At 53.9% G+C, this 20,923-nt stretch carries 16 protein-coding genes; 11 read left to right on the top strand and 5 right to left on the bottom strand.

The window, feature by feature from the left end:
• Positions 1 to 2 precede the first annotated feature (2 nt).
• The 3 genes from purS to D3A97_RS11280 form a co-directional block, all read right to left on the bottom strand.
• Positions 3 to 248: a phosphoribosylformylglycinamidine synthase subunit PurS gene (gene purS, locus D3A97_RS11290; RefSeq protein ID WP_119078620.1), complete on the bottom strand. Its 246-nt coding sequence runs from the start codon at positions 246 to 248 to the stop codon at positions 3 to 5.
• A gap of 172 nt (positions 249 to 420) precedes the next feature.
• Positions 421 to 1,188 (bottom strand): CDP-alcohol phosphatidyltransferase family protein, encoded by a 768-nt coding sequence (locus D3A97_RS11285; RefSeq protein WP_119078619.1) that lies wholly within the window; start codon positions 1,186 to 1,188, stop codon positions 421 to 423.
• A gap of 118 nt (positions 1,189 to 1,306) precedes the next feature.
• Positions 1,307 to 2,599: an aminopeptidase P family protein gene (locus tag D3A97_RS11280; RefSeq protein WP_119078618.1), complete on the bottom strand. Its 1,293-nt coding sequence runs from the start codon at positions 2,597 to 2,599 to the stop codon at positions 1,307 to 1,309.
• Positions 2,600 to 2,887: 288 nt separating this feature from the next.
• Between D3A97_RS11280 and pckA the strand changes: the two genes are divergently transcribed.
• The 4 genes from pckA to D3A97_RS11260 all read left to right on the top strand — a co-directional run bounded on the left by pckA (position 2,888) and on the right by D3A97_RS11260 (position 8,140).
• Positions 2,888 to 4,489, top strand: coding sequence for a phosphoenolpyruvate carboxykinase (ATP) (pckA, locus tag D3A97_RS11275; RefSeq protein ID WP_119078617.1), 1,602 nt, complete (start codon positions 2,888 to 2,890; stop codon positions 4,487 to 4,489).
• A 156-nt stretch (positions 4,490 to 4,645) separates the two neighbouring features.
• Positions 4,646 to 5,533 carry a bifunctional methylenetetrahydrofolate dehydrogenase/methenyltetrahydrofolate cyclohydrolase FolD gene (folD, locus tag D3A97_RS11270; protein WP_119078616.1) on the top strand — a complete coding sequence of 296 codons (888 nt, stop codon included), beginning with the start codon at positions 4,646 to 4,648 and terminating at the stop codon, positions 5,531 to 5,533.
• Between the two features lie 3 nt (positions 5,534 to 5,536).
• On the top strand, positions 5,537 to 6,175 hold the full coding sequence (locus tag D3A97_RS11265; RefSeq protein WP_232825936.1) for a 7-carboxy-7-deazaguanine synthase QueE: 639 nt from the start codon (positions 5,537 to 5,539) through the stop codon (positions 6,173 to 6,175).
• 93 nt (positions 6,176 to 6,268) lie between these two features.
• Positions 6,269 to 8,140, top strand: coding sequence for an OmpA family protein (locus D3A97_RS11260; protein ID WP_119078615.1), 1,872 nt, complete (start codon positions 6,269 to 6,271; stop codon positions 8,138 to 8,140).
• Between the two features lie 90 nt (positions 8,141 to 8,230).
• Here D3A97_RS11260 and D3A97_RS11255 read toward each other — a convergent pair whose 3' ends face one another.
• Both D3A97_RS11255 and D3A97_RS11250 read right to left on the bottom strand, forming a co-directional pair.
• A complete protein-coding gene (locus D3A97_RS11255) occupies positions 8,231 to 9,370 on the bottom strand; it encodes a hypothetical protein (protein WP_119078614.1) in 1,140 nt (379 codons plus the stop codon).
• A 32-nt stretch (positions 9,371 to 9,402) separates the two neighbouring features.
• Positions 9,403 to 10,188 (bottom strand): 5'-nucleotidase, lipoprotein e(P4) family, encoded by a 786-nt coding sequence (locus D3A97_RS11250; protein ID WP_157986486.1) that lies wholly within the window; start codon positions 10,186 to 10,188, stop codon positions 9,403 to 9,405.
• A gap of 67 nt (positions 10,189 to 10,255) precedes the next feature.
• On the opposite strand from D3A97_RS11250, the gene dprA reads away from it, so the two are divergent.
• From dprA to D3A97_RS11215, 7 genes are all read left to right on the top strand, one after another.
• Positions 10,256 to 11,368 carry a DNA-processing protein DprA gene (gene dprA, locus D3A97_RS11245; RefSeq protein WP_119078612.1) on the top strand — a complete coding sequence of 371 codons (1,113 nt, stop codon included), beginning with the start codon at positions 10,256 to 10,258 and terminating at the stop codon, positions 11,366 to 11,368.
• A gap of 79 nt (positions 11,369 to 11,447) precedes the next feature.
• Positions 11,448 to 12,929: an IMP dehydrogenase gene (guaB, locus tag D3A97_RS11240; protein WP_119078611.1), complete on the top strand. Its 1,482-nt coding sequence runs from the start codon at positions 11,448 to 11,450 to the stop codon at positions 12,927 to 12,929.
• 78 nt (positions 12,930 to 13,007) lie between these two features.
• On the top strand, positions 13,008 to 14,621 hold the full coding sequence (gene lnt / locus D3A97_RS11235) for an apolipoprotein N-acyltransferase (protein ID WP_119078610.1): 1,614 nt from the start codon (positions 13,008 to 13,010) through the stop codon (positions 14,619 to 14,621).
• Positions 14,602 to 15,408 carry an alpha/beta fold hydrolase gene (locus D3A97_RS11230; RefSeq protein ID WP_119078609.1) on the top strand — a complete coding sequence of 269 codons (807 nt, stop codon included), beginning with the start codon at positions 14,602 to 14,604 and terminating at the stop codon, positions 15,406 to 15,408. Before lnt ends, D3A97_RS11230 begins: the two co-directional genes overlap by 20 nt.
• Positions 15,409 to 15,498: 90 nt before the next feature.
• Positions 15,499 to 18,006, top strand: coding sequence for a PKD domain-containing protein (locus D3A97_RS11225; protein WP_198673961.1), 2,508 nt, complete (start codon positions 15,499 to 15,501; stop codon positions 18,004 to 18,006).
• Positions 18,007 to 18,232: 226 nt separating this feature from the next.
• Positions 18,233 to 20,125, top strand: a complete 1,893-nt coding sequence (locus tag D3A97_RS11220; RefSeq protein WP_198673960.1) for a PKD domain-containing protein — start codon at positions 18,233 to 18,235, stop codon at positions 20,123 to 20,125.
• 11 nt (positions 20,126 to 20,136) lie between these two features.
• Positions 20,137 to 20,898 carry an SDR family NAD(P)-dependent oxidoreductase gene (locus D3A97_RS11215; RefSeq protein ID WP_119078606.1) on the top strand — a complete coding sequence of 254 codons (762 nt, stop codon included), beginning with the start codon at positions 20,137 to 20,139 and terminating at the stop codon, positions 20,896 to 20,898.
• Positions 20,899 to 20,923 lie beyond the last annotated feature (25 nt).

The raw sequence follows: 20,923 nt of genomic DNA, 5'->3' as shown, positions 1-20,923 counted from the left end.
AGCTATTGAATGTTTACTTCGTAAAATTCCATTACCTGGTTGGCCAGCAGTTTCTGGCAGGCGTTTTCAGCAATATGCTGTGCTTCTTCTTTGGAGGAGGCTTCTATCTGCAGGGTAATGTGTTTACCCACCCGTACGTCATGTACATTCCCAAGGCCGAGGTTCTTTAACCCGCCCAATACGGCTTTCCCCTGGGGGTCCAGCAGTTCCTTCAGCGGCATCACGTTGATATGCGCAGTAAATGTCATTTTTCCTGAAAATTTTGACGCAAAACTAGGGAATAATGTTAAGCATTTATCAAATTGGTTATTAATAACCAAATAAATTACTGCCTGATAACCACGCCGGATGGCCGGGAAAGCTCGTTTTGACGTAGCGGTAGCTGAGCGTGAACAGGCTGTGGCTCATACATCACTTCTTCTATGCCGCGGCCACCTTCGGCGGCACCAGCAGGGACAGTGCCACGTACGCAATAAATATGAACGGCACCACCGCAAAACCCAGTACCGGTATACCCGCAATGGTCAGCGCCGCCAGCAGAAAACGGGGCCAGTTGTCTTTCAGGCCCAGGTTCTTGAACTTGAGGCTGATCATGGGATGTGAGCTGACCATGAGGTAGCAGAGCACGGCAATAATGGCGTACAATACCCAGATGTTTTGCAGCCAGTGGGCCAGGTTAAAGGGATTGTTGAGCATGATGAGCGGGAAAGAGGCCACCAGGAAGCCTGCGGCGGGCGTGGGCACGCCAATGAAGTTTTCAGACTGGCGGGTATCGAGGTTGAAAACGGCCAGGCGGTACGCCGCAAAACAGGGCACCAGCAGCGCCGGGGCCAGGTTGATGTAAGACACGTCAAACACGTCCGGCATACGGAGATAGGCGCTGCGCAGGAGGCGGAAGAGGATCATGCCGGGCACCACCCCAAAGGTCACCACGTCTGCCAGCGAGTCCAGCTCCCGGCCCAGCGGCGACGCTACCTTCAGCAGCCGGGCCACAAAACCGTCAAAAAAATCTATAATGCCCGCCAGCACTACCAGGCCGGAGGCCCAGTAAATGGGCTCGGGGTTGGTAACAGTGTATTCACGGCCATTGAACTCGGCAATGTACTCCGGCGCATGCAAAATGAAAATAATGGCCAATGCGCCGCAAAAGAGATTGGAAAGGGTAAGGATATTGGGAATTTGTTTCATCAGTGTTTTATTCGTCTTTTCAATGGCCAGACGGAACGTTCAGCGGCTTGCGGGCCGGAACGTTTCATTCGGGTATTTCAGGAAGCGGAAGCGGCGTGTTGCGCCGCTTCCGGCAATGTTACGCTTTCATCAGCGTTTCGATCTCCTCTGCCGTGATCGGCATATTTTTCATCAGGTCTATATTCCCGCCTTTTTTCAGCCAGATGTTATTTTCGATCCTGATACCCATTTTTTCTTCTTCAATATAAATGCCCGGCTCCACGGTGAGCACCGCGCCTTCCGGCAGGGGCTGGTGGAAAGAGGGCGCCAGGTCATGCACGTCTACTCCCAGGTGGTGGGAGATACCGTGGTACAGGTACTTGCGGTAGGCCGGCGCTTCAGGGTCCTGGTTCTTGATATCACCTGCTGTGAGCAGGCCCAGTTTCACGAACTCCTTGCCGGCCTCCACGCCCACCATTTCATGATACTTTGCAATGGTGATACCCGGCTCAAGGATGGACTTGGCGTAGTTGTGCAGGTGCAGGCAGGCATTGTACACCTGGCGCTGCCGGTCTGTGAACTTGCCGTTTACCGGTACGGTACGGGTAAGGTCCGCATTGTAACCGCCGTAGGCCGCGCCAAAATCCATCAGTATCAGCTCACCGTCTTTGCACTCCTGGTTATTGGACACATAATGCAGGGTACGGGCCCTGTCACCAGACGCTATAATGGAGCCATATGCCTCTCCTGTAGCGCGGTTACGGAGAAATTCGTGCATGATCTCCGCATGGATCTCGTGTTCGAACACCCCCGGCCGGATGAATTTCAGCAGGCGGCGGAAGGTCTTTTCGGTGATATCAATGGCCTCCTGTATCACTTTCACTTCTTCCGCCGTTTTTACGGCCCGCAGTTCCTTGAGGATAGGCGCGGCGCGGAGGTAGTGATGAAGCGGGTAGCGGCTGCGCAGCTCGGCGGCGTAGCGATAGTCCCGCACGGGTACCAGGTTGGCTTTACGGTTGTTTTCGTTGGTATTGAGATAGATGTTCTCCGCGTCGTGTATCCAGGGCTGCAGCAGGGCGTCCAGGCTGTCCAGCCACACAATGGTGCCGATGCCTGAAATGGCCTGCGCTTCTTCGCGGCGGAGGCGGTGGCCGTCCCATTTTTCCTTCAGCTCGTTGGGGCGTACCAGTACCAGTACTTCCCGGTATTTCGGATCGGGGTTGCCGGGAAACAATACCAGCATGGTATCTTCCTGGTCTATACCCGTCAGCCAGTACAGGTCGGCATTTTGTTTGAAAGCATGCAGGGCGTCTCCGTTGGTGGGCAGTTCATCATTAGCATTAAAGATGGCAATCGAGTTCTCCTTCATCTTGGTCCTGAATCGCTCCCGGTTTTTGACAAAGAGCTGCGGGTCCAGTGGTAAATATTTCATCAGTTTCTTGTTTACAGGGTATGAAGCCTCAAACTTACCGGAAAATCGCCAACCGGCAAAAACGGCCGGGCGTTAACAGCCATGAAAACAACCTGGAGAATTGAACAAATAAATATTCCCGCCGTCTTTTGATTTTCCGATAAATTGAAATCGAATGAATTAGATAATATCTAAAAACAACCCATAAAATAAGGAATTATTCAGGAAATTAGATGGCACAACACCTATAAAATTTGAAAATATCAAAAAAAGCCTAGATTTGCCCATACACCAAAACAATCTTTCTTTATGCAAATCAGCAGTGTAAGGGATACACTCAAGGAGCTGCGGGACCTGGGCATAGAGAACATCGCTGATGTACATTATCAATTGCCTCCCGAAGAGTTGACGGCGCAAACCCTGGCATTGGGCCAGGGCAGCCTGGCGGACACGGGAGCGCTGATGGTAAATACCGGCGAGTTCACCGGCCGTGCCCCGAAAGACAAGTTCATTGTAAAAGACCAGCTCACTGCCCACTCCGTGAACTGGAACGACTTCAACCAACCATTCCCGCAAGAGAACTTTGACAAGCTGTACCGCCGCATTACCCGTTATTTTACCGGCAAACCCGTGTGGGTGAGAGACTGCCAGGCCTGCGCCGACCCGGCGTACCGGCTCAACATCCGCGTAATCACGGAAACGCCCTGGTCCAGCCTGTTTGTCTACAACATGTTCCTCCGCCCCGGAGAAGAGGAGCTGGAGCACATGGAACCGGAATGGACGGTGATACAGGCGCCCGGCTGCCATGCAGACCCCGCTGCGGACGGCACCCGGCAGCATAACTTTGCCGTGGTGAGCTTTACCCGTAAAATGATCCTCATCGGAGGCTCCGCCTATACCGGCGAGATCAAGAAGGGCATCTTTACCATTCTCAACTACCTGCTGCCGCATACGCAAAACGTGCTCAGCATGCACTGTTCGGCCAACCAGGGCAAAGGGGGCGATACGGCTGTTTTCTTTGGCCTCAGCGGCACCGGCAAAACCACGCTCAGCGCAGACCCGGAGCGCAAGCTCATTGGAGATGACGAGCATGGCTGGACAGACCACAACGTTTTCAACTTTGAAGGCGGCTGCTACGCCAAAACGATTGACCTGAGCGCCGAAAAGGAACCGCAGATATTCAATGCCATCCGCGATGGCGCCCTGCTGGAAAATACCGTTTGCTATCCCGGCACCCGTACGGTGAATTTTGCGGACAAGAGCATTACCGAAAATACCCGGGTGAGCTACCCGCTGCATTATATCGACAATGCGCAGGAGCCCTCCATCGGCAATATCCCGAAGAACATTTTCTTCCTCACCTGCGACGCTTACGGCGTACTGCCCCCCATTTCCCGACTGAGCCCGGGCCAGGCCATGTACCAGTTCATGTCCGGTTACACGGCCAAAGTGGCCGGCACGGAAGCAGGGATCACAGAGCCCAAATCCACTTTCAGCGCCTGCTTTGGCGCCCCCTTCCTGCCCCTACACCCCGCGCGCTATGCGCAGATGCTGGGAGAAAGGATGCGGGAGCACGAAGTGAACATCTGGCTGGTCAACACCGGCTGGACGGGCGGCGCCTACGGCACCGGGCAGCGTATCAAGCTGAGCTACACCCGCGCCATGATCAGCGCCGCGCTGAAGGGCGACCTGGAAAAAGCGGCTTACAAAAATCACGAAGTGTTTGGCGTGGCCATTCCCGAAGCGTGCCCCGGCGTGCCGGATGAGCTGCTGGACCCGCGCAATACCTGGGCGGATGCCGCCGCGTACGACGCGCAGGCCAAAGACCTGGCAGAACAATTCGTGAAGAACTTTGAGAAATATGCTGGCGAGGCCAGTGAAGAAATACTGGCGGCCGCCCCCAGAATATGATCACACAACGCCTTTATAAGTTCCAGGTTGTGCTAATGCCAGCCGTTTGCAGTTTTCCTTTTTAGATTCCTACGTTCATTTATCAATTTGGTTTACGGGGTTGCCTTTGGCCAGGCAGCCCCTTTCCATTCGCCGATTTTTTCCTTACTTTTGCGCATGCAAATTTTAGACGGCAAACTCGTATCCCAGGCTGTAAAAGATCAACTGGCCACCCAGGTAGCCTCGTTAAAGGCCCAGGGCAAAAAAATACCTCACCTCGCCGCCATACTGGTGGGCAACAACGGCGCCAGTGAAACCTATGTGGCCAGCAAGGTCAAATCCTGCGCAGAGATCGGTTACAACTCCACCCTGCTCCGTTTTGAGGACACCATTCCCGAAAAGCATTTGCTGGACCATATTGCCATGCTGAACGAAAACCCGGATATTGACGGTATTCTTGTACAGCTGCCACTGCCCAAACACATCAACGAAGAGCTGGTAATCAATACCATAGACCCCAGCAAGGACGTAGACGGCTTCCACCCCATGAACGTGGGTAAAATGGTGAGCGGCCTGCCGGCTTTTATTCCCGCTACTCCCTACGGCATTATGCTGATACTGGAACATTATAATATCGAGACCAGGGGCAAACACGCCGTGGTGATAGGCCGCAGCCACATTGTGGGTACGCCGGTGAGCATCCTGCTGAGCCGCAACACCAACCCCGGCAACTGCACCGTAACCCTGTGCCACTCCCATACAAAAAACCTCGCCGAGCTCTGCCGCCAGGCGGATATTGTGGTAGCCGCCATTGGCCGCCCCAATTTTGTAACGGCAGATATGGTAAAAGAAGGCGCCGTGGTGATAGATGTAGGCATCAACAGAATGGAAGACGCGTCCAAAAAGAGCGGTTTCCGCCTGGTGGGAGATGTGGACTATGCAGCCGTAGCCCCGCGCTGCAGCTACATTACCCCCGTTCCCGGCGGCGTAGGGCCCATGACCATTGCCGCATTGCTGAAAAATACCTACCTCGCCGCCACCGGGCAGCGCGGGCATCAAAACTGATAAATGAGCTACCTTTGTACCATGCCCGGCACCGCTTTACATACTGCTACCCTGCCTGTGATGGAGTCTTTTTACACCCTGCAGGGTGAAGGTTTCCATCAAGGGAAGGCCGCTTATTTCATCCGCCTCGGCGGCTGCGATGTGGGCTGCGTATGGTGCGATGTCAAAGAAAGCTGGGAGGCAGACAAACACCCGCAGCAAACTATCACAGACATGGTACGGGAAGCAGCGGCCCACCCCGGCCGCATTGCCGTTATCACCGGCGGGGAACCGCTGATGCATGACCTGACCACCCTCACCAGCGCCCTGCACAAAGCCGGGTTCAGGAACCATATTGAAACCTCCGGCTCCTCTCCCCTCAGCGGAAACTGGGACTGGATCACCCTCTCCCCCAAAAAATTCAAGGCGCCCCTGCCGGAGATATGCGCCAAAGCGCATGAACTGAAGATCGTGATCTACAACAAGTCAGATTTTGCCTGGGCGGAAAAATATGCGGCCCTGGCGGGCCGGCAATGCAAGCTGTACCTGCAGCCGGAATGGAGCCGGGCAGCGGAAATGACGCCGCACATTATAGACTATGTAAAGGAACACCCCCAATGGCAGATCTCCCTGCAGATCCATAAATACATCAACGTTCCCTGACACCGGTTTGCTTTCAACAGGCCTGTCGCCTATCACATTCTTTATCATCTTCATATCATAAACCCCTTTTTTTCCGTTATTTAGTGATCAACTATGAAACACATCCTGTTATCACTATGCTGCCTGATCAGCCTCGGGCTGATGGCGCAAAAAACGGATAAAGCTGACAAGAAAGCCGGAGAACTGTTTGAACAGGCTATCCAGTCCATGCGTAGCTATCAGTACGACAATGCCATCCACTTTCTCCATGAAGCCCTGAAGGTAAAACCCAATTATCCCGATGCTTACGGCCAGATGGGCCTTACTTACGTAGCTAAGAAGCAGTACAAGGAGGCTATCACCGCTTTCAAAAAGCTGCTGGAAATTGATGCGGACGGGCTGCGCTTCATCCGCATGTCTTATGCCAAAGCCCTGGCTGGCAACGGGCAGTTTGCAGACGCCCTGAAAATGGTGGAAGAACAGATCGCTGTTTCCAAAAAGGCATCTCCTGAACAGGCCCAGTTCAAAAAGAACATGGAGTACGCCCTTTCCACCCAACCCGTGCCCTTTGAGCCGAAAAACCTTGGCGCCAACATCAATAGCGCAGACGCGGAATATTTCCCCTCTCTCACCATAGACGGTAAAACCCTGGTGTATACGCGCCGGGTGGGCGGCCGCAACGAAGATTTTTTTGTATCGGAAAAAGACAGCCTGCAATGGCAGTTGTCAAAAGACATGGGAGAGCCTGTTAACTCCGCGTTCAACGAGGGCGCACAGAACATTTCGCAAGACGGGGAAATGCTGGTCTTCACCGGGTGCGATTTTCCCGGGGGCCGCGGCAGCTGCGATATTTATTACTCCGTCAAAACGGCCAATGGCTGGCAGGCGCCCCGCAACATCGGCACGGCCATCAACAGCGAACTGTGGGAATCACAACCCTGCCTTTCGCCAGACAAACAAACCCTTTATTTCACCCGCGAAACACCGGATGCCGGCGCCGATATTTTTGTAAGCCGCCGCAGTCCTGACGGGCGCTGGAGCCTGGCAGAACGGCTGGGGCCCAACATCAACACCCGCGGCCGCGAAATGACCCCTTTTCTGCATGCGGACGGGCAAACGCTGTTTTTTGCTTCTACCGGGCACCAGGGCTTCGGCGGACTGGACATCTTTTACTCCCGCCTGCAGCCGGATGGTACCTGGGGCCCCGCCGTAAACCTCGGCTACCCCATCAACACTATTGACGAAGACGGCAGCCTTACCGTGGCGGCAAACGGCGTTACGGCGTACTTTTCGTCTGACCGCGCCGAGGGGCGCGGTTCCCTGGACATCTACAGTTTTGAGCTGTACGAAGCCGCACGGCCGCAGCCCACGTTGTACGTAAGAGGTTATGTATACGATGTTAAAACCAACCAGCGCCTGGTAGCCGCCCTGGAACTGACAGACCTGGCCACCAAACTAACGGTAGCGAACATACGCAGCAACGAGAACGGGGACTACCTGGTACCCCTGCCCACGGGTAAAGACTATGCGCTCTCCGTAAGCCGGAAGGGCTATCTCTTCTATTCTGAAAACTTTTCATTGAAAGAGGTGAAAGAAGGCCAGCCGTTTGAAAAGAACGTGCCGCTGCAGCCGCTGGAAGCTAACGCGGTAGTGGTGTTGCGCAATATCTTCTTTGCCAGCAACGAATATACCCTGCAACCTGCCTCCACTACAGAGCTGGACAAACTGGTGGCCCTGCTGAAAAGCAACCCCACCATGGAAGTGGAGCTAAGCGGCCATACAGACAATGTGGGCAGCGATACGGACAACCAGGTGCTCTCTGAAAACCGGGCTAAAGCGGTAGTAGCATACCTTGTGAAACAGGGCATAGCCGCAAAACGGCTGAAGGCCAAAGGTTATGGCGAAAGCAAACCGGTAGATACCAATGATACCGATGCCGGCCGCGCGCAGAACAGGAGAACGGAGCTGAAGGTGATCAGTTTGTAAGATCGTTCAGAGGGTGTATCGAATTGATGCACCCTCTTTTTACGTGGGTACCTTGCGAGGAGGCTTTCGTTTACGCGATCCTCAAAAGTTTCAAAATACCTTCGACACTTCCTCTTCCTTTTTTATTGGATCAGTTCTGGCTGACTTGTTTTTCAGGCTTTCCAGTTCTTTCTCCTGCCGTGCCAATTGTTGCTGCTGTTTGTCTATCAGTTTTGCCTGCGTAGTCATTTTTTTATTCATATCGATCAAATAAAGCGTAAGCTCTTCGATCTTCTGTAGCAATTTTGCCTGGTTCTCCCCTACATCTAGCCCGTTTTTCTGAACATCTGCAGCGGCGGGTATTTCCGGAAGATGCTTGTATTTGGAGATGTAAAATTCCAGCTCTTCGAGAGATTTAAGTTTGTAAGATGCCTCGAAAACAAAATCAGGCCACTCTGTTTGTGTAACCTTTATTTTTCGGGCTTTCACGGGGCCATTGACTGCGAGTTTATAGCCGCTACTCGTGGTGGTGCCAATGGACAGGTTACCGTATTCATCGAAGACCATTTTATTCTGTGCAGGGCCACCAAGTACTTTTGTAGCAAAAACAAGACGGGCCCCTACCAGGTAAGGATGAGTGGGAAAGTCTCCCTTTTCCGCCCAAATACCAGCTATCTGCCGGTGCGCGTCAGCCTGACCGGTAATATTGCTGAAGAAAATAGCCCCCACCCTTTCCCCGGCGCTCAAAGTGCTTATAGAACGGCCAAGTTCGAGAACAGGTTGTTCATTGGATATAATGCTTACTACCCTGTCTTGTTGAGTATATGTGCGGGGATAGCTCACCTGGTTTTGGTTGGCAAAGCTCCCCGGCATCAGCGTACCAATACCAACGCTGCCATTGCGGTCAACAATCATATGAGCCGCTTCTGAATTCCAACCGTATCCACCCAGCAGCACCGGCAGTGCAACTGCGGAATTCTGATAATATCCTTTTATCCAGATAGATACTTCGTCATTCATATCATTGCCTGTCGGCTGAACAGAATGAAATTTTTTCCGTTGAAGGCCAAAGCTGCTCACTGCCTGATTATTCAAGAAACTGGTGGTTGTGGAAAGAGATAGCCCCAGGGGGTGAGACGGCGGCTGCACCTGAACGTCTGGAGATTGAAAACTAATACCCGGAGGAAAGGACTGACCGATAACCACATTCGAAATAATTACCAAGCCAAAAAACAAGATGATCTTTTTCATAGTGTATAGAGCGTTTTCCTGAAAATACTAAATCAAAAACTTTTCACCTGCGTTCTCATTACACTGTCCGCCTGCGCTTCGGTTAGCCCGCGCGGGTACAGCGCCGTTACCCAGTCCCCGTACATCACATTGGGCAGCACAATAAAACGCTCGCCAAATTCCGCGCGCAACTCATCTACCGCAGCGCTCCGCTCCTCGGGTAATCTATGATAAAAGACCGCTGCAAAATCTCCCAGGTTATCGCCCACCAGCATCGCGATCTCGAATTTCTTCGCTATTTCCAGGCGGCGGGGCTCCTTGTTGGAGTTGCCGTTAGAGAGTACCAGGTGCTCATTATCTGCAAACGGGAAACCCCAGCGCTGCAGGTTTTTCAGGGTAGCGGCCCGTTCATTTTCCAGGCGGTTGGTCACGTAATAGATGGTGAAGCCCTTTTCCGCGGCGTATTTGAAGAATGAGGGCGCGCCCGGCACCGTATCGCAGGCGGCAAGAGCCGTCCATTCTTCCCACTCCTTTTGCGAATAAGGGCGGCCGGCCAGCGCGGTTTTGGCGGAGTAAGGGCTGTTGTCCAGCACGGTTTCGTCTATGTCCGTTACAATGGCCCGCGGCCGCAGGGTTTGCTGATGGCTCATAACTTCCACTCTTTGCGCTGCCGCATGGTAGGCCTGCAGGCAGAGCGCCTTGTATTCTGCCGCGCGTTGCTGCCAGAGCGCTCCCCAGGCGGGACCGGTGTTGGCAAAAGAGGTAGTGGCGGTAGTGCGTTGAGGGGTTTTGCAGGCTGCGAAAGCAAGCAGCAGCCATACCAGGTAACGTGTTTGCATAACAATGTATATGAACAGCAAACTTCGCCAAAAAACCGTAAATTGACCGTGCTTAAATTGTTAACCCATGCGCGATGAATTACATTATCGTATTGCATTGACCCTCATCCCGCAGGTAGGCGATGTGGTGGCCAAAGAGCTGCTCCGCCGGTTTGGTACGGCCCGGGATATTTTCACGGCACAAAAAAAACTACTGGAGAGCATCCCCGGGGTGGGCACACAGCGCGCCGCGGCCATCCGCGCCTTCAACGCGTTTCACCTGGCCGATGCGGAAATTGCTTTTATGGGCAAAAACGGCGTGCAGCCGCTGTTTTACACAGACCCTTTATATCCCCGGCGCCTGCAACATTGTTATGACAGCCCGGTGATGCTCTATGCCAAAGGCCACATGGACCTGCAGGCGGAAAAGATATTGGGCGTAGTGGGCACCCGCACCCCTACTGCCTATGGCCACGCTATCTGCGAACAGTTCATAGCTGCCTTTGCCGCACACCACATCACCATTGTAAGCGGTATGGCGTACGGGATAGACATCACCGCCCACAAAGCCGCACTGGCGCAAGGGTTGCCCACCGTTGGGGTACTGGCCCACGGGCTTGACAAGCTCTACCCCGCCGCCCACTACCATGCCGCGCAGCAGATGCTGGAAAACGGCGGGCTGTTAACCGACTTCTGCAGCGGCACCAAGCTGGGCAAACAGAACTTTCCCCGCCGCAACCGTATAGTGGCAGGGTTATGCGACGCTACACTGGTGATCGAAAGCGGCATCAAAGGTGGGTCCCTGATCACGGCAGACATAGCCTGCGGTTACAACCGGGATGTAATGGCCGTGCCCGGCCGTATTGGCGATGCGCGCTCCGCCGGTTGCCTGGAACTGGTACGCCACAACAAAGCCGCGCTGGTAACAGGGCCGGAAGATGTGCTGGAGATGCTGAACTGGCGGCCGGCCGCTCCCAAAAACGCCGCACCGGTGGTGCAAAGCAGGCTGTTCAACCAGCTTGGCCCCGGCCAGCAGCAAGTGGTAGCGGTGCTGGGCGGCGGCAATCATATGCATATTGACGAAATCCAGTACCGCAGCGGCATTCCGCAACAACAAATACCCGGTGTACTGCTGCAGCTGGAAATGGAAGGACTGGTGCGCGCCATGCCGGGCAATACATATCAATTAATCCACACATGAAAAATGAACTGCACTGATTACACAAAATAGTCGTACATTTGCGTGCAATTATTTAGAAAACTGCCAAAATAATTGCAATATGCCTGCGGGAAAATCCAAACAGAAATTTGTAGCTGACGGTCTTACCTTCGATGACGTACTCCTGGTACCAGCCTATTCAGAAGTGCTGCCCAGGGAAGTGAACATCTCCTCTCAACTTACCAAAAATCTCAGAATCAACATCCCTATGGTGTCTGCCGCAATGGACACTGTAACGGAAGCTAATCTTGCCATTGCGCTGGCGCGTGAGGGCGGCATCGGCATCCTGCACAAGAACATGAGCATTGAGAAACAAGCGGAACTGGTAAGAAAGGTAAAACGCAGCGAAAGCGGAATGATCCTTGACCCGCTGACATTAAGCGCAGATTCCACCATTGGCCAGGCGCTGCGCATGATGCGGGAAAACGGCATTGGCGGTATTCCCATTGTTGACGGTGATAAAAAGCTGATCGGCATTCTCACCAACCGCGACCTGCGGTTCGAAAAATCCAACACCAAAAGGCTTATCAGTGAAGTGATGACCAGCAAAGACAAGCTGGTGACCGCGCCGGAAGGCACTGACATGAAAAAGGCCGAAAAAATACTCCAGCAGCACCGTATTGAAAAGCTCCCCGTAGTGAACAAGCAGGGTAAACTGACCGGCCTGATCACCTACCGGGACATACTGCAGCTGCAAAGCTACCCCAATGCCGCCAAAGACGCTTACGGCCGCCTGCTGGTGGGGGCTGCGCTGGGCATTACGGCAGACCTCCAGGAAAGGGCCTCCGCCCTCATCCATGTGGGCGTTGACGTGGTAACGCTAGACAGTGCGCATGGCCACTCCGTACACGTGCTGGAAGCACTGAAGAAACTCAAGAAATCTTTCCCCAAACTGCAGGTAATAGGTGGTAACGTTGCTACCGCAGAAGGCGCGCTGGCACTGGCCGCCGCTGGTGCAGACGCGGTAAAAGTGGGCGTAGGCCCCGGTTCCATCTGTACCACCCGCGTGGTAACAGGCGCCGGCTTCCCTCAATTGTCCGCCATCATGAACGCGGCGCAGGCGTTGAAAAAATCAGGCATCCCCGTTATTGCAGACGGCGGCATCCGCTATACCGGCGACATGGTGAAAGCCCTGGTAGCCGGTGCGTCTACCATCATGGCAGGCTCCATCTTTGCCGGCGTGGAAGAAAGCCCCGGAGAGACCATCATTTACGAAGGCCGCAAGTTCAAAAGCTACCGCGGCATGGGCTCTATTGAGGCCATGTCTGAAGGCAGCAAGGACCGCTACTTCCAGGACGTGGAGGCTGATATCAAAAAGCTGGTGCCGGAAGGCATTGTAGGCCGCGTGCCCTACAAAGGCTACCTGTCTGAAGTGGTGCAGCAGTTCGTAGGCGGCCTCCGCGCCGGTATGGGCTATTGCGGCGCCAAAGATATCAAGGCCCTGCAGGATGCGCAGTTCGTGAAGATCACTTCCGCCACCGTAAAGGAAAACCACCCGCACGATGTGGTGATCACCAAAGAAGCACCCAACTACAGCCGCTAATTATTACCAGCATATTAAAAAGGGCATACGAAGAGCACCGCTTTCTCCGTATGCCCTTTTTTATTCTATTTTTGGAGCATGAACCCATCCATCAGCAAACGCATGCCCCTTCTGCTCAGCATTCTTGCAGGCTGTACCATGTGGGCGGCATGGCCTACCTCTCCACTTACCTTTCTCATATTTGCTGGTTTTGCGCCCCTGCTGGCCATTGCGGACCGGGTGCCGCGGCGGAGCGTTTATCTTGGGCTCATATACCTGGCGTTGTGGATATGGAACACCGGCACCACCTGGTGGGTAGGCAATACCCCTGTACCGGCCAGCGGCATTTTTGCCAACGCGTTCAATGCGCTGCTCATGAGCATACCGCTGCTGGGGTTCAAAATAGCAAAAGAACGCAGCAGCCGCACCACCGCATATTTTGCGCTGATAGTATACTGGCTCACATTTGAGTACATTCACCAGCAATGGGAATTGAGCTGGCCCTGGCTCACGCTGGGCAATGCGTTCGCTTCCCGGCCTGACCTCGTACAATGGTACGAATATACCGGCACGCCCGGAGGCTCCCTGTATGTATTGCTGGCCAACATTCTTGTATACGAATTTATCAGGCAATACCGTACCGGCGGCGCCGCCTGGAAAAAAGCCTGGCAGCCGCTGCTCTTCATTCTTTTACCCATGGGCGTTTCCATGACCATAAGGGCGCTCTCTTTCTCCAAAGGCCTGGGCCTCTCCGTAGTAGTGGTACAACCCAATATAGACCCGTACGACGAAAAGTTCTCCTTCGGCATGGCGCAGCAACAAGTGGAAAAGCTGCTGCGCCTCACCCAACAGCAGGTAACCGAAAAAACAGCCTACGTTATCTGGCCGGAAACCGCCCTCTTCCCCCAGGGTGCCTGGGAGCACGAATTGAACGCACAGCCTGAGGTACAGCTCATCCGCCGTTTTTTAACACAGTACCCCAACCTGAAAATTATTTCCGGCGCATCCACCTACAAAAAATATACAGGGCAGGATGAAATACCCGCCACCGCAAGGACCGCATCAGACGGCAGCATTACCTACGATGCCTTTAACTCCGCCATACAGATAGACACCTCCGCCAGCATACAGGTATACCACAAGGTAAAACTGGTACCGGGCGTAGAAATAACGCCATACATGCGTTACCTCCCCTTCATGAAAAAGCTGGCGCTTGACTTTGGCGGCATTACCGGCAGCTACGGCCTTACGCCCGGCGTCAGCCAGTTTACTGACCCTGTGAAAGGCTGGAAAGTGTTTGATGCCATTTGTTATGAATCTGTTTATAGTGACCTGATAGCAAAAAAAGTGCGGGAAGGCGCCAGCTTTCTGGCCGTAAGCACTAATGACGGGTGGTGGGGCAATACGCAAGGGCACAAGCAGCATATGGAATACGCGCGGCTGCGGGCCATTGAAACAAGAAGATGGGTGGTGCGGAGCGCCAATACAGGTATTTCCTGCGCCATAGATGAATGGGGAGAGATACACGAAAGGTTGCCGTATTGGGAAGAAGGGGTGTTTAAAACGAATGTACTGCCGTCGTCCCGCCTCACCTTTTATGTGAGATTCGCCGATTTCATTGCCAAAGCTCCCCCGGTATTTTGTATATTGCTACTGTTATACACCATTGTTACAAGGGTAATACGCAGGAAGTATGTGGAAAACAATCAATAACGGCGGCCGCGAAGGCGCATACTGGTCTGAAGGAGAAGGAAAGGCAGTAATATTGCTGCATGGCTTTGCAGAAGATCATTCCGTGTGGGAACACCAGACCGCCTTTTTGCGCAACCACTACCGCGTACTGGTGCCTGACCTGCCTGGCACCGGCAGATCGCAGTTAACAGACGGCCTCAGCATAGAAAGTATGGCTGAGTTCATATATGCCATACTGGTAGAGGAAAACATCAGCCAGGTAACCATGATAGGCCATTCCATGGGCGGCTACGTGGCCCTGGCGTTTGCTGAAAAATATGCGCACCTGCTGGAAGGGCTGGGGCTGTTCAGCTCCACGGCCAGGCCGGACAGTGAGGAGAAAAAGGAGGGGCGGCAAAAATCCATCCGCATGATACAGCAATACGGGCTGGAGTCTTTCTTCCGGCAAACGCTGCCCAGTATGTTTGCCGCTGCTTTCCGCAACCAGCAGGCAGCAAGGGTAGACAACTACATCCAGCAGGCGCTGGCCACCGCCACCCCGGAGGGCTGTATTGCCTATTACGAAGCCATGATGGCCCGGCCGGACCGCACGGAAGTGCTTGCAACCATCCAGGTACCGGTACTGTTCGTGATCGGCAAGGAAGACCAGGCGGTGCCGCTTGATAATTCGTTACCACAAGTAACCATGCCGGCCGTAGCCAGCATACATATTTTTGACCAGGTAGGGCATATGGGGCTGCTGGAAGTATATGAAGAAAGTAACCTGGTATTACACCATTTCGTTGCATTTTGCCAACATTCGTCGTAGCACTCACAAACATTGCGGAAACTGCTGCTTATATTCCTCTTGGGCCTGGGTGCTATGGCTGCAAGGGCCGATCATGTTATCGGCGGGGAAATGTATTATAATTTTGTGAGGGCGGAAGGGGCAGACAATGTTTACGAGATCACCCTCAAACTTTTTATCCGCTGCGATGCCACTCCCTCCCAAATTGACGCGGAGGCTTTCATCACTATTTACCACGCGGGCGGAGCGCTGGTAAACAGCTATGAATTTGACCGCGGCAGCATGCAGCGTTACGGCGCTACAGACATAGATCCCTGCATTGTGAACCCGCCTACGGTATGTTACCAGATAGCCTATTACAGCGGCACCGTAAAATTGCCCGCAAATACAAACGGTTACCTGGCCACGTTTCAACGTTGTTGCCGGCGTACCGGCCTCACCAATATCTCTTCTAACGCCAACGATGTGGGCGCTACCTACTTCACCCGCATTCCCGGTACGGCCGGCGGCTTTCAAAATAATAAAAGCCCCCGCTTTGATGCGGAAAGGGGCGCTATTGTTTGCGCCAATAACCGCTTCCGGTACAATTTTGCGGCCGTTGACCCCGATGGCGATTCACTGGTCTATTCCTTTTCAACCGCCTATAAAGGCGGCACCCAGGCAGACCCTAAACCCGTCAGGTCTGGCGGGCCGGGAGAAACGGTAGAGTACAACAACCCTTTTACCGCGGCGCAGCCGTTGGGAGACAAAGTGACCATAGATCCGCAAACCGGCCTTATTTCCGGCATTGCCCCCCGCAGCGGCCTCTATATTGTAACAGTATCTGCCCATGAGTATCGCAACGGTGTGCTGATCGGCGAGCACCGGAAAGAATTCCAGTTCACCGTGGAATCCTGCGTACGGCAGGTAACAGCGGCCATGCCGGACAAGTATGCGGACTGTGACGGCTATACGATCAATTTCAGCAACCAGAGCACCGTAGGCAAAGAATACGTATGGGATTTCGGGGATGGCTCCGCGCCGTTCTCCACCACAGACCTCAGCACCTTTCCGCATACCTACGCCACACAGGGTACCTACCAGGTGAAGCTGGTGGTAGACCCCAACAGCAGCTGCGGAGACAGTACCTTTGCCACCGTGCATGTATATCCCTTCCTGCGGCCGTCTTTTGATTTTGCCGGCCTTTGCACTACACAGCCCACCACTTTCACCAACACCTCTACCAACGATGTGGGCAATTTTGAGTACCTGAAATGGGATTTTGGCGAAGCCAGCCTGCAACATGATACCTCTAACCTTGCCGCCTCACAATGGCAATACACCCAGCCGGGCAATTATGTTGTTAAACTTTTTATGCAAACGGACAAAGGTTGCGAACGGACCATCTCTGACACGCTGCTGATCTACGACAAGCCGCCCTTTACCACCACGGGCGATACCGCACTGTGCATCCTGGACGCCCTGCAACTCAACGCAGAAAGCAGCCTGGCCGGCACATACCAGTGGCAGCCGCTGTACAACATCACCGGGGAGAACACGGCCACGCCCACAGTAGCGCCACGGGTAGATACTACTTACGAAGTAACCTTTACCGACCAGACGGGATGTGTGAACACCCAAAAAGTGTTTATTGATGTAAAGGACAAACTGCTGGTCACCGCACCGGCAGACAGTGTGATCTGCACAGGAGACCCCATATCATTGAACGCGGTGGTAGACGGGCCTTACGCCTTCACCTGGACAGACCTTGATACCAGGCAGATAGTAGGTACGCAGCGCTCGCAAACCATTGTGCCCGCAAGAAGCACGCAGTATGAAATACTGGTAACGCTGGGCAACTGCTCCGCGCGAGACTCTGTTTTTTACAAACTGGTAGACCCGCCGGCCGCTTACGCCGGCGCAGATGCCACCATCTGCCATGGAGAAAGCATCTGGCTGGAAGCCAGCGGCGGGGCATTTTACAACTGGTCTCCCGCCGGCACGCTGACCAGTCCGCGCCAACCCCGTACCCTGGCCTGGCCAACAGACACCACCACCTACACGGTAACGGTAACGGACACACTGGGATGCCCCAAACCCATTACATCTTCCGTTACGGTGAACGTTGTACCGCCGGTGCCGGCCTTTGCCGGCAACGATACCATTGTGATCAAGGGCCGGCCCTTCCAGTTGAACGGCAGCGGCGGGTATACCTATCAATGGTCTCCCGCGGAAGGGCTCAGCGATCCCGACATTCCCAACCCCATTACCACTATTGACCGCACGTTCACCTATCACTTAAAGGTATACACGCCGGAAGGTTGTTTGGGAGAAGATGATATCAATCTCCGTTTTATGGCCGGGCCTGAAATATATGTACCTAATGCTTTCTCGCCCAATGGAGATGGCCTCAATGACATATTCAGGCCACTGCCGGTAGGCATTACAAAACTGGACTACTTCAGGGTGTACAACCGCTGGGGGGAGCTGGTGTTCAGCACGCAGGAATATATGAAAGGCTGGGACGGACAGCAACGCGGCGGCCCCGCAGCCAACGGTACCTACGTTTGGGTAGTAGGCGGGCTGAACGAAACAGGGCAAATGGTTGAATATAAAGGCACTGTAACCCTGGTGCGCTGATACCCCCTATACCCGTCCCAAAACTTGCCGCTCCACATTTCTTTCTACCCTTTTTCCGGATAAATCTATCAACTAAAGCATTACACTTTATTATCTTTAATATATAGAACTGTGGCGGTTTTCCGGCTATTTATATTTCAGCAGGCCCTTTATTTTCCGTAAATTCAGTATAACAAGAAAGCCTTACCCCATGGGCAAATCTGTTACCCTTCTTATACTAAGCTGGATGTTGATCAGCACCGCGAGTGCGTATCATATCATCGGCGGTGAGATCTACTACCGCACAGTAGGATTTAATGCCACTAATGGGACCTATCGTTATATTTTTACCCTGAAACTCTACCGGGACGGAGACTTTGTATGCGGCACGCGCCAGGGCTGCCTGGACTATTTTGAGAACCCCGTGCCTGTCAATATTTTCAATTCTTCCGGCCAGCGTGTTACAGCCGCCAGAATGATGGAGATCAAGGTGACCCGCGCCATCCGCGACACGTTGAAAAACCCCTGCCTGGCGCCGCAAACTATTTACCTGGAAGTAGCCTTCTATGAAAGTGATACCATCAACCTGGCGCCAGTGCCCGGCGGCTATACCGTATCCTATCAGCGCTGCTGCCGCGGTGAGGCGCTGACCAACATTTACAACTCCGAAAGAGAAGGGTCTACTTTCTACACCGTGATACCCGGCAGCGATTCAAGGCCCGGTAACAACAGCGCCTACTTCGGGATTGATGAAGCGCCTGTGATCTGCTCCGGCCTCCCCTTCCGCTATAATTATTCCGCTACAGACCCTGACGGGGACAGTCTGACCTATTCCCTCTGCAGCGCGCTGGCCGGGGGCACGTCCCGCACCAGCGAGGCCGTATCCCCCCCGCCTTACACCACCACGGTCAGCTATATTCCGCCCTATCACGGAGGCGGGCCTATGGGCGGCAACCCCGCCATGGCCATTGACAATAACGGGCTTATTACCGGCGTGCCGGACAGGTCTGGCAAGTTTGTAGTATCCGTATGCGTGTCTGAATGGGACCGTGCCACGGGCCGGTTGCTGGGCGTGCATCATAAAGATATTCTCATCACCGTATACAATTGCGTAACACGCATTACCGCCTCCACCCCCAGCCTGCTCAACCATTGCAACGATACGCTGGGCTTTGCCGTGCCCATTACCAACAACAGCGTAGCCGGCTTTACTTCCACCTACCAATGGACGTTCAGCGATGGAACGGACACCATCACGGATTCCCGCAACGTGTTCTTCCATCATTTCCCGGACACAGGCTCCTATACGGTTAAACTGATCGTCAACCCCGGCCTCCCCTGCACAGACAGTATCACCGGCCGCATCAACAATTACCCCGGCCTGCGCACCGGCTTTACCATCAGCGGGCTTTGCCGGGAAAACCCCATACAGTTCAATGATACCTCCAGCTACCGCTACGGCAGCATCACTTCGCGCAAATGGGATTTTGGCGTGCCGGATACGCCGCTAGACACGGCCCTGGTGCCCAACCCCGTATACCGCTTTCCCCGGGGAGGGGTATACAGCGTGTCGTTGCAGCTGGAAACAGACCGGGGTTGCTCGTCTACCGTTACCCAGAACTTCCGGCTATACGAGGTCAATCCCTTTGCCGGCAATGATACCATCCTGGCGCGGGGGCAGCCGCTGCAGTTGCAAGGCTCCGGCGGGGAGATCTATGCCTGGTCCCCACCCACCGGGTTGAACAATCCTAATGCGCGTGACCCGCTGCTGAACTGGAACAGCGAGATAGACTTTGTATTGCGGGTCAGCAACCAGCAAGGCTGCTTCGGATATGATACGATCAATGTGAAATATTATACCGGCCCCGAATTTTACATTCCCAACGCCTTTACGCCCAATGGCGACGGGCTGAACGACTTTTTCCGGTTCACGCCGGTAGGCATTAAAGAATACGCCTACTTCCGCATTTTCAACCGCTGGGGTGAGCTGATATTCGATTCGCTCGACTTCCGCCGAGGCTGGGACGGCTATTACAGGGGCCGGCCGGCCTCTATTGACACCTACCTCTGGATACTGGAAGGCACCGATCTCAACGGGCAGAAAATTTCAAAGAAAGGAACGGTAACTTTGCTGCGTTAAACAAACGCACCATGACGACTGGAAAAATTGCCCTCATTACCGGCGCTACAGCCGGGTTTGGTGAAGCCTGCGCAGAACGGTTTGCCAGAGAAGGTTATCACCTCATTATTACCGGCCGCCGGCAAGAGCGCCTGCAGCAATTGCAGCAACGGCTGCAGGAGCAGTACAAGGTCAAGGCCCATACCCTCGCATTTGACGTACGCAGCAAAGCCGCCTGCGAGGCTGCCCTTGGCTCTCTGCCGGCTGAATGGCAGGCCATCAACGTGCTGGTGAACAACGCCGGTCTTGCGCTTGACCTCTCCCCCATAGACGAAGGCAACACCGATGACTGGGACACCATGCTGGATACCAATGTAAAAGGCCTGTTGTATGTATCCCGCATTGTTATGCCCTGGATGAAAGCGCGCCGGCAAGGGCATATCATTAACATAGGCTCTACCGCCGCCAAAACCGTATATGCCAAAGGGAATGTGTACTGTGCCAGCAAAGCGGCGGTAGACGCGCTTTCCCAAGGTATGCGCATAGACCTGCTGCCTTACAATATCAAGGTAACGGCGGTACACCCGGGCGCGGCGGAAACGGAATTTTCGCTGGTACGGTTCAAGGGGGATGAAGGCAAGGCCAAAGATGTATACAAGGGCTTTACGCCCCTCAGCGGGCAGGATGTGGCGGATGTGGTGTATTACTGCTGCTCCCTGCCTCCCCACGTTTGTATCAATGACCTGGTGATAACGCCCACGGCGCAGGCCAATGCCTATTATATTCACCGGTAAAATTACACATACGTGTTATACTATA

Origin of the sequence: Chitinophaga alhagiae (genome assembly GCF_003568665.1) — a bacterium.
Lineage (GTDB): Bacteria > Bacteroidota > Bacteroidia > Chitinophagales > Chitinophagaceae > Chitinophaga > Chitinophaga alhagiae.
Note: the sequence above shows the minus strand (reverse complement) of the source record. Positions and strands in the feature narration are given on the sequence as shown.

What these genes read in the sequence shown, in the direction of transcription:
- purS (WP_119078620.1), bottom strand. Translation starts at nt 248, where the DNA reads ATGACATTTACTGCGCATATCAACGTGATGCCGCTGAAGGAACTGCTG.
- D3A97_RS11285 (WP_119078619.1), bottom strand. Translation starts at nt 1,188, where the DNA reads ATGAAACAAATTCCCAATATCCTTACCCTTTCCAATCTCTTTTGCGGC.
- D3A97_RS11280 (WP_119078618.1), bottom strand. Translation starts at nt 2,599, where the DNA reads ATGAAATATTTACCACTGGACCCGCAGCTCTTTGTCAAAAACCGGGAG.
- pckA (WP_119078617.1), top strand. Translation starts at nt 2,888, where the DNA reads ATGCAAATCAGCAGTGTAAGGGATACACTCAAGGAGCTGCGGGACCTG.
- folD (WP_119078616.1), top strand. Translation starts at nt 4,646, where the DNA reads ATGCAAATTTTAGACGGCAAACTCGTATCCCAGGCTGTAAAAGATCAA.
- D3A97_RS11265 (WP_232825936.1), top strand. Translation starts at nt 5,537, where the DNA reads ATGAGCTACCTTTGTACCATGCCCGGCACCGCTTTACATACTGCTACC.
- D3A97_RS11260 (WP_119078615.1), top strand. Translation starts at nt 6,269, where the DNA reads ATGAAACACATCCTGTTATCACTATGCTGCCTGATCAGCCTCGGGCTG.
- D3A97_RS11255 (WP_119078614.1), bottom strand. Translation starts at nt 9,370, where the DNA reads ATGAAAAAGATCATCTTGTTTTTTGGCTTGGTAATTATTTCGAATGTG.
- D3A97_RS11250 (WP_157986486.1), bottom strand. Translation starts at nt 10,188, where the DNA reads ATGCAAACACGTTACCTGGTATGGCTGCTGCTTGCTTTCGCAGCCTGC.
- dprA (WP_119078612.1), top strand. Translation starts at nt 10,256, where the DNA reads ATGCGCGATGAATTACATTATCGTATTGCATTGACCCTCATCCCGCAG.
- guaB (WP_119078611.1), top strand. Translation starts at nt 11,448, where the DNA reads ATGCCTGCGGGAAAATCCAAACAGAAATTTGTAGCTGACGGTCTTACC.
- lnt (WP_119078610.1), top strand. Translation starts at nt 13,008, where the DNA reads ATGAACCCATCCATCAGCAAACGCATGCCCCTTCTGCTCAGCATTCTT.
- D3A97_RS11230 (WP_119078609.1), top strand. Translation starts at nt 14,602, where the DNA reads ATGTGGAAAACAATCAATAACGGCGGCCGCGAAGGCGCATACTGGTCT.
- D3A97_RS11225 (WP_198673961.1), top strand. Translation starts at nt 15,499, where the DNA reads ATGTATTATAATTTTGTGAGGGCGGAAGGGGCAGACAATGTTTACGAG.
- D3A97_RS11220 (WP_198673960.1), top strand. Translation starts at nt 18,233, where the DNA reads ATGTTGATCAGCACCGCGAGTGCGTATCATATCATCGGCGGTGAGATC.
- D3A97_RS11215 (WP_119078606.1), top strand. Translation starts at nt 20,137, where the DNA reads ATGACGACTGGAAAAATTGCCCTCATTACCGGCGCTACAGCCGGGTTT.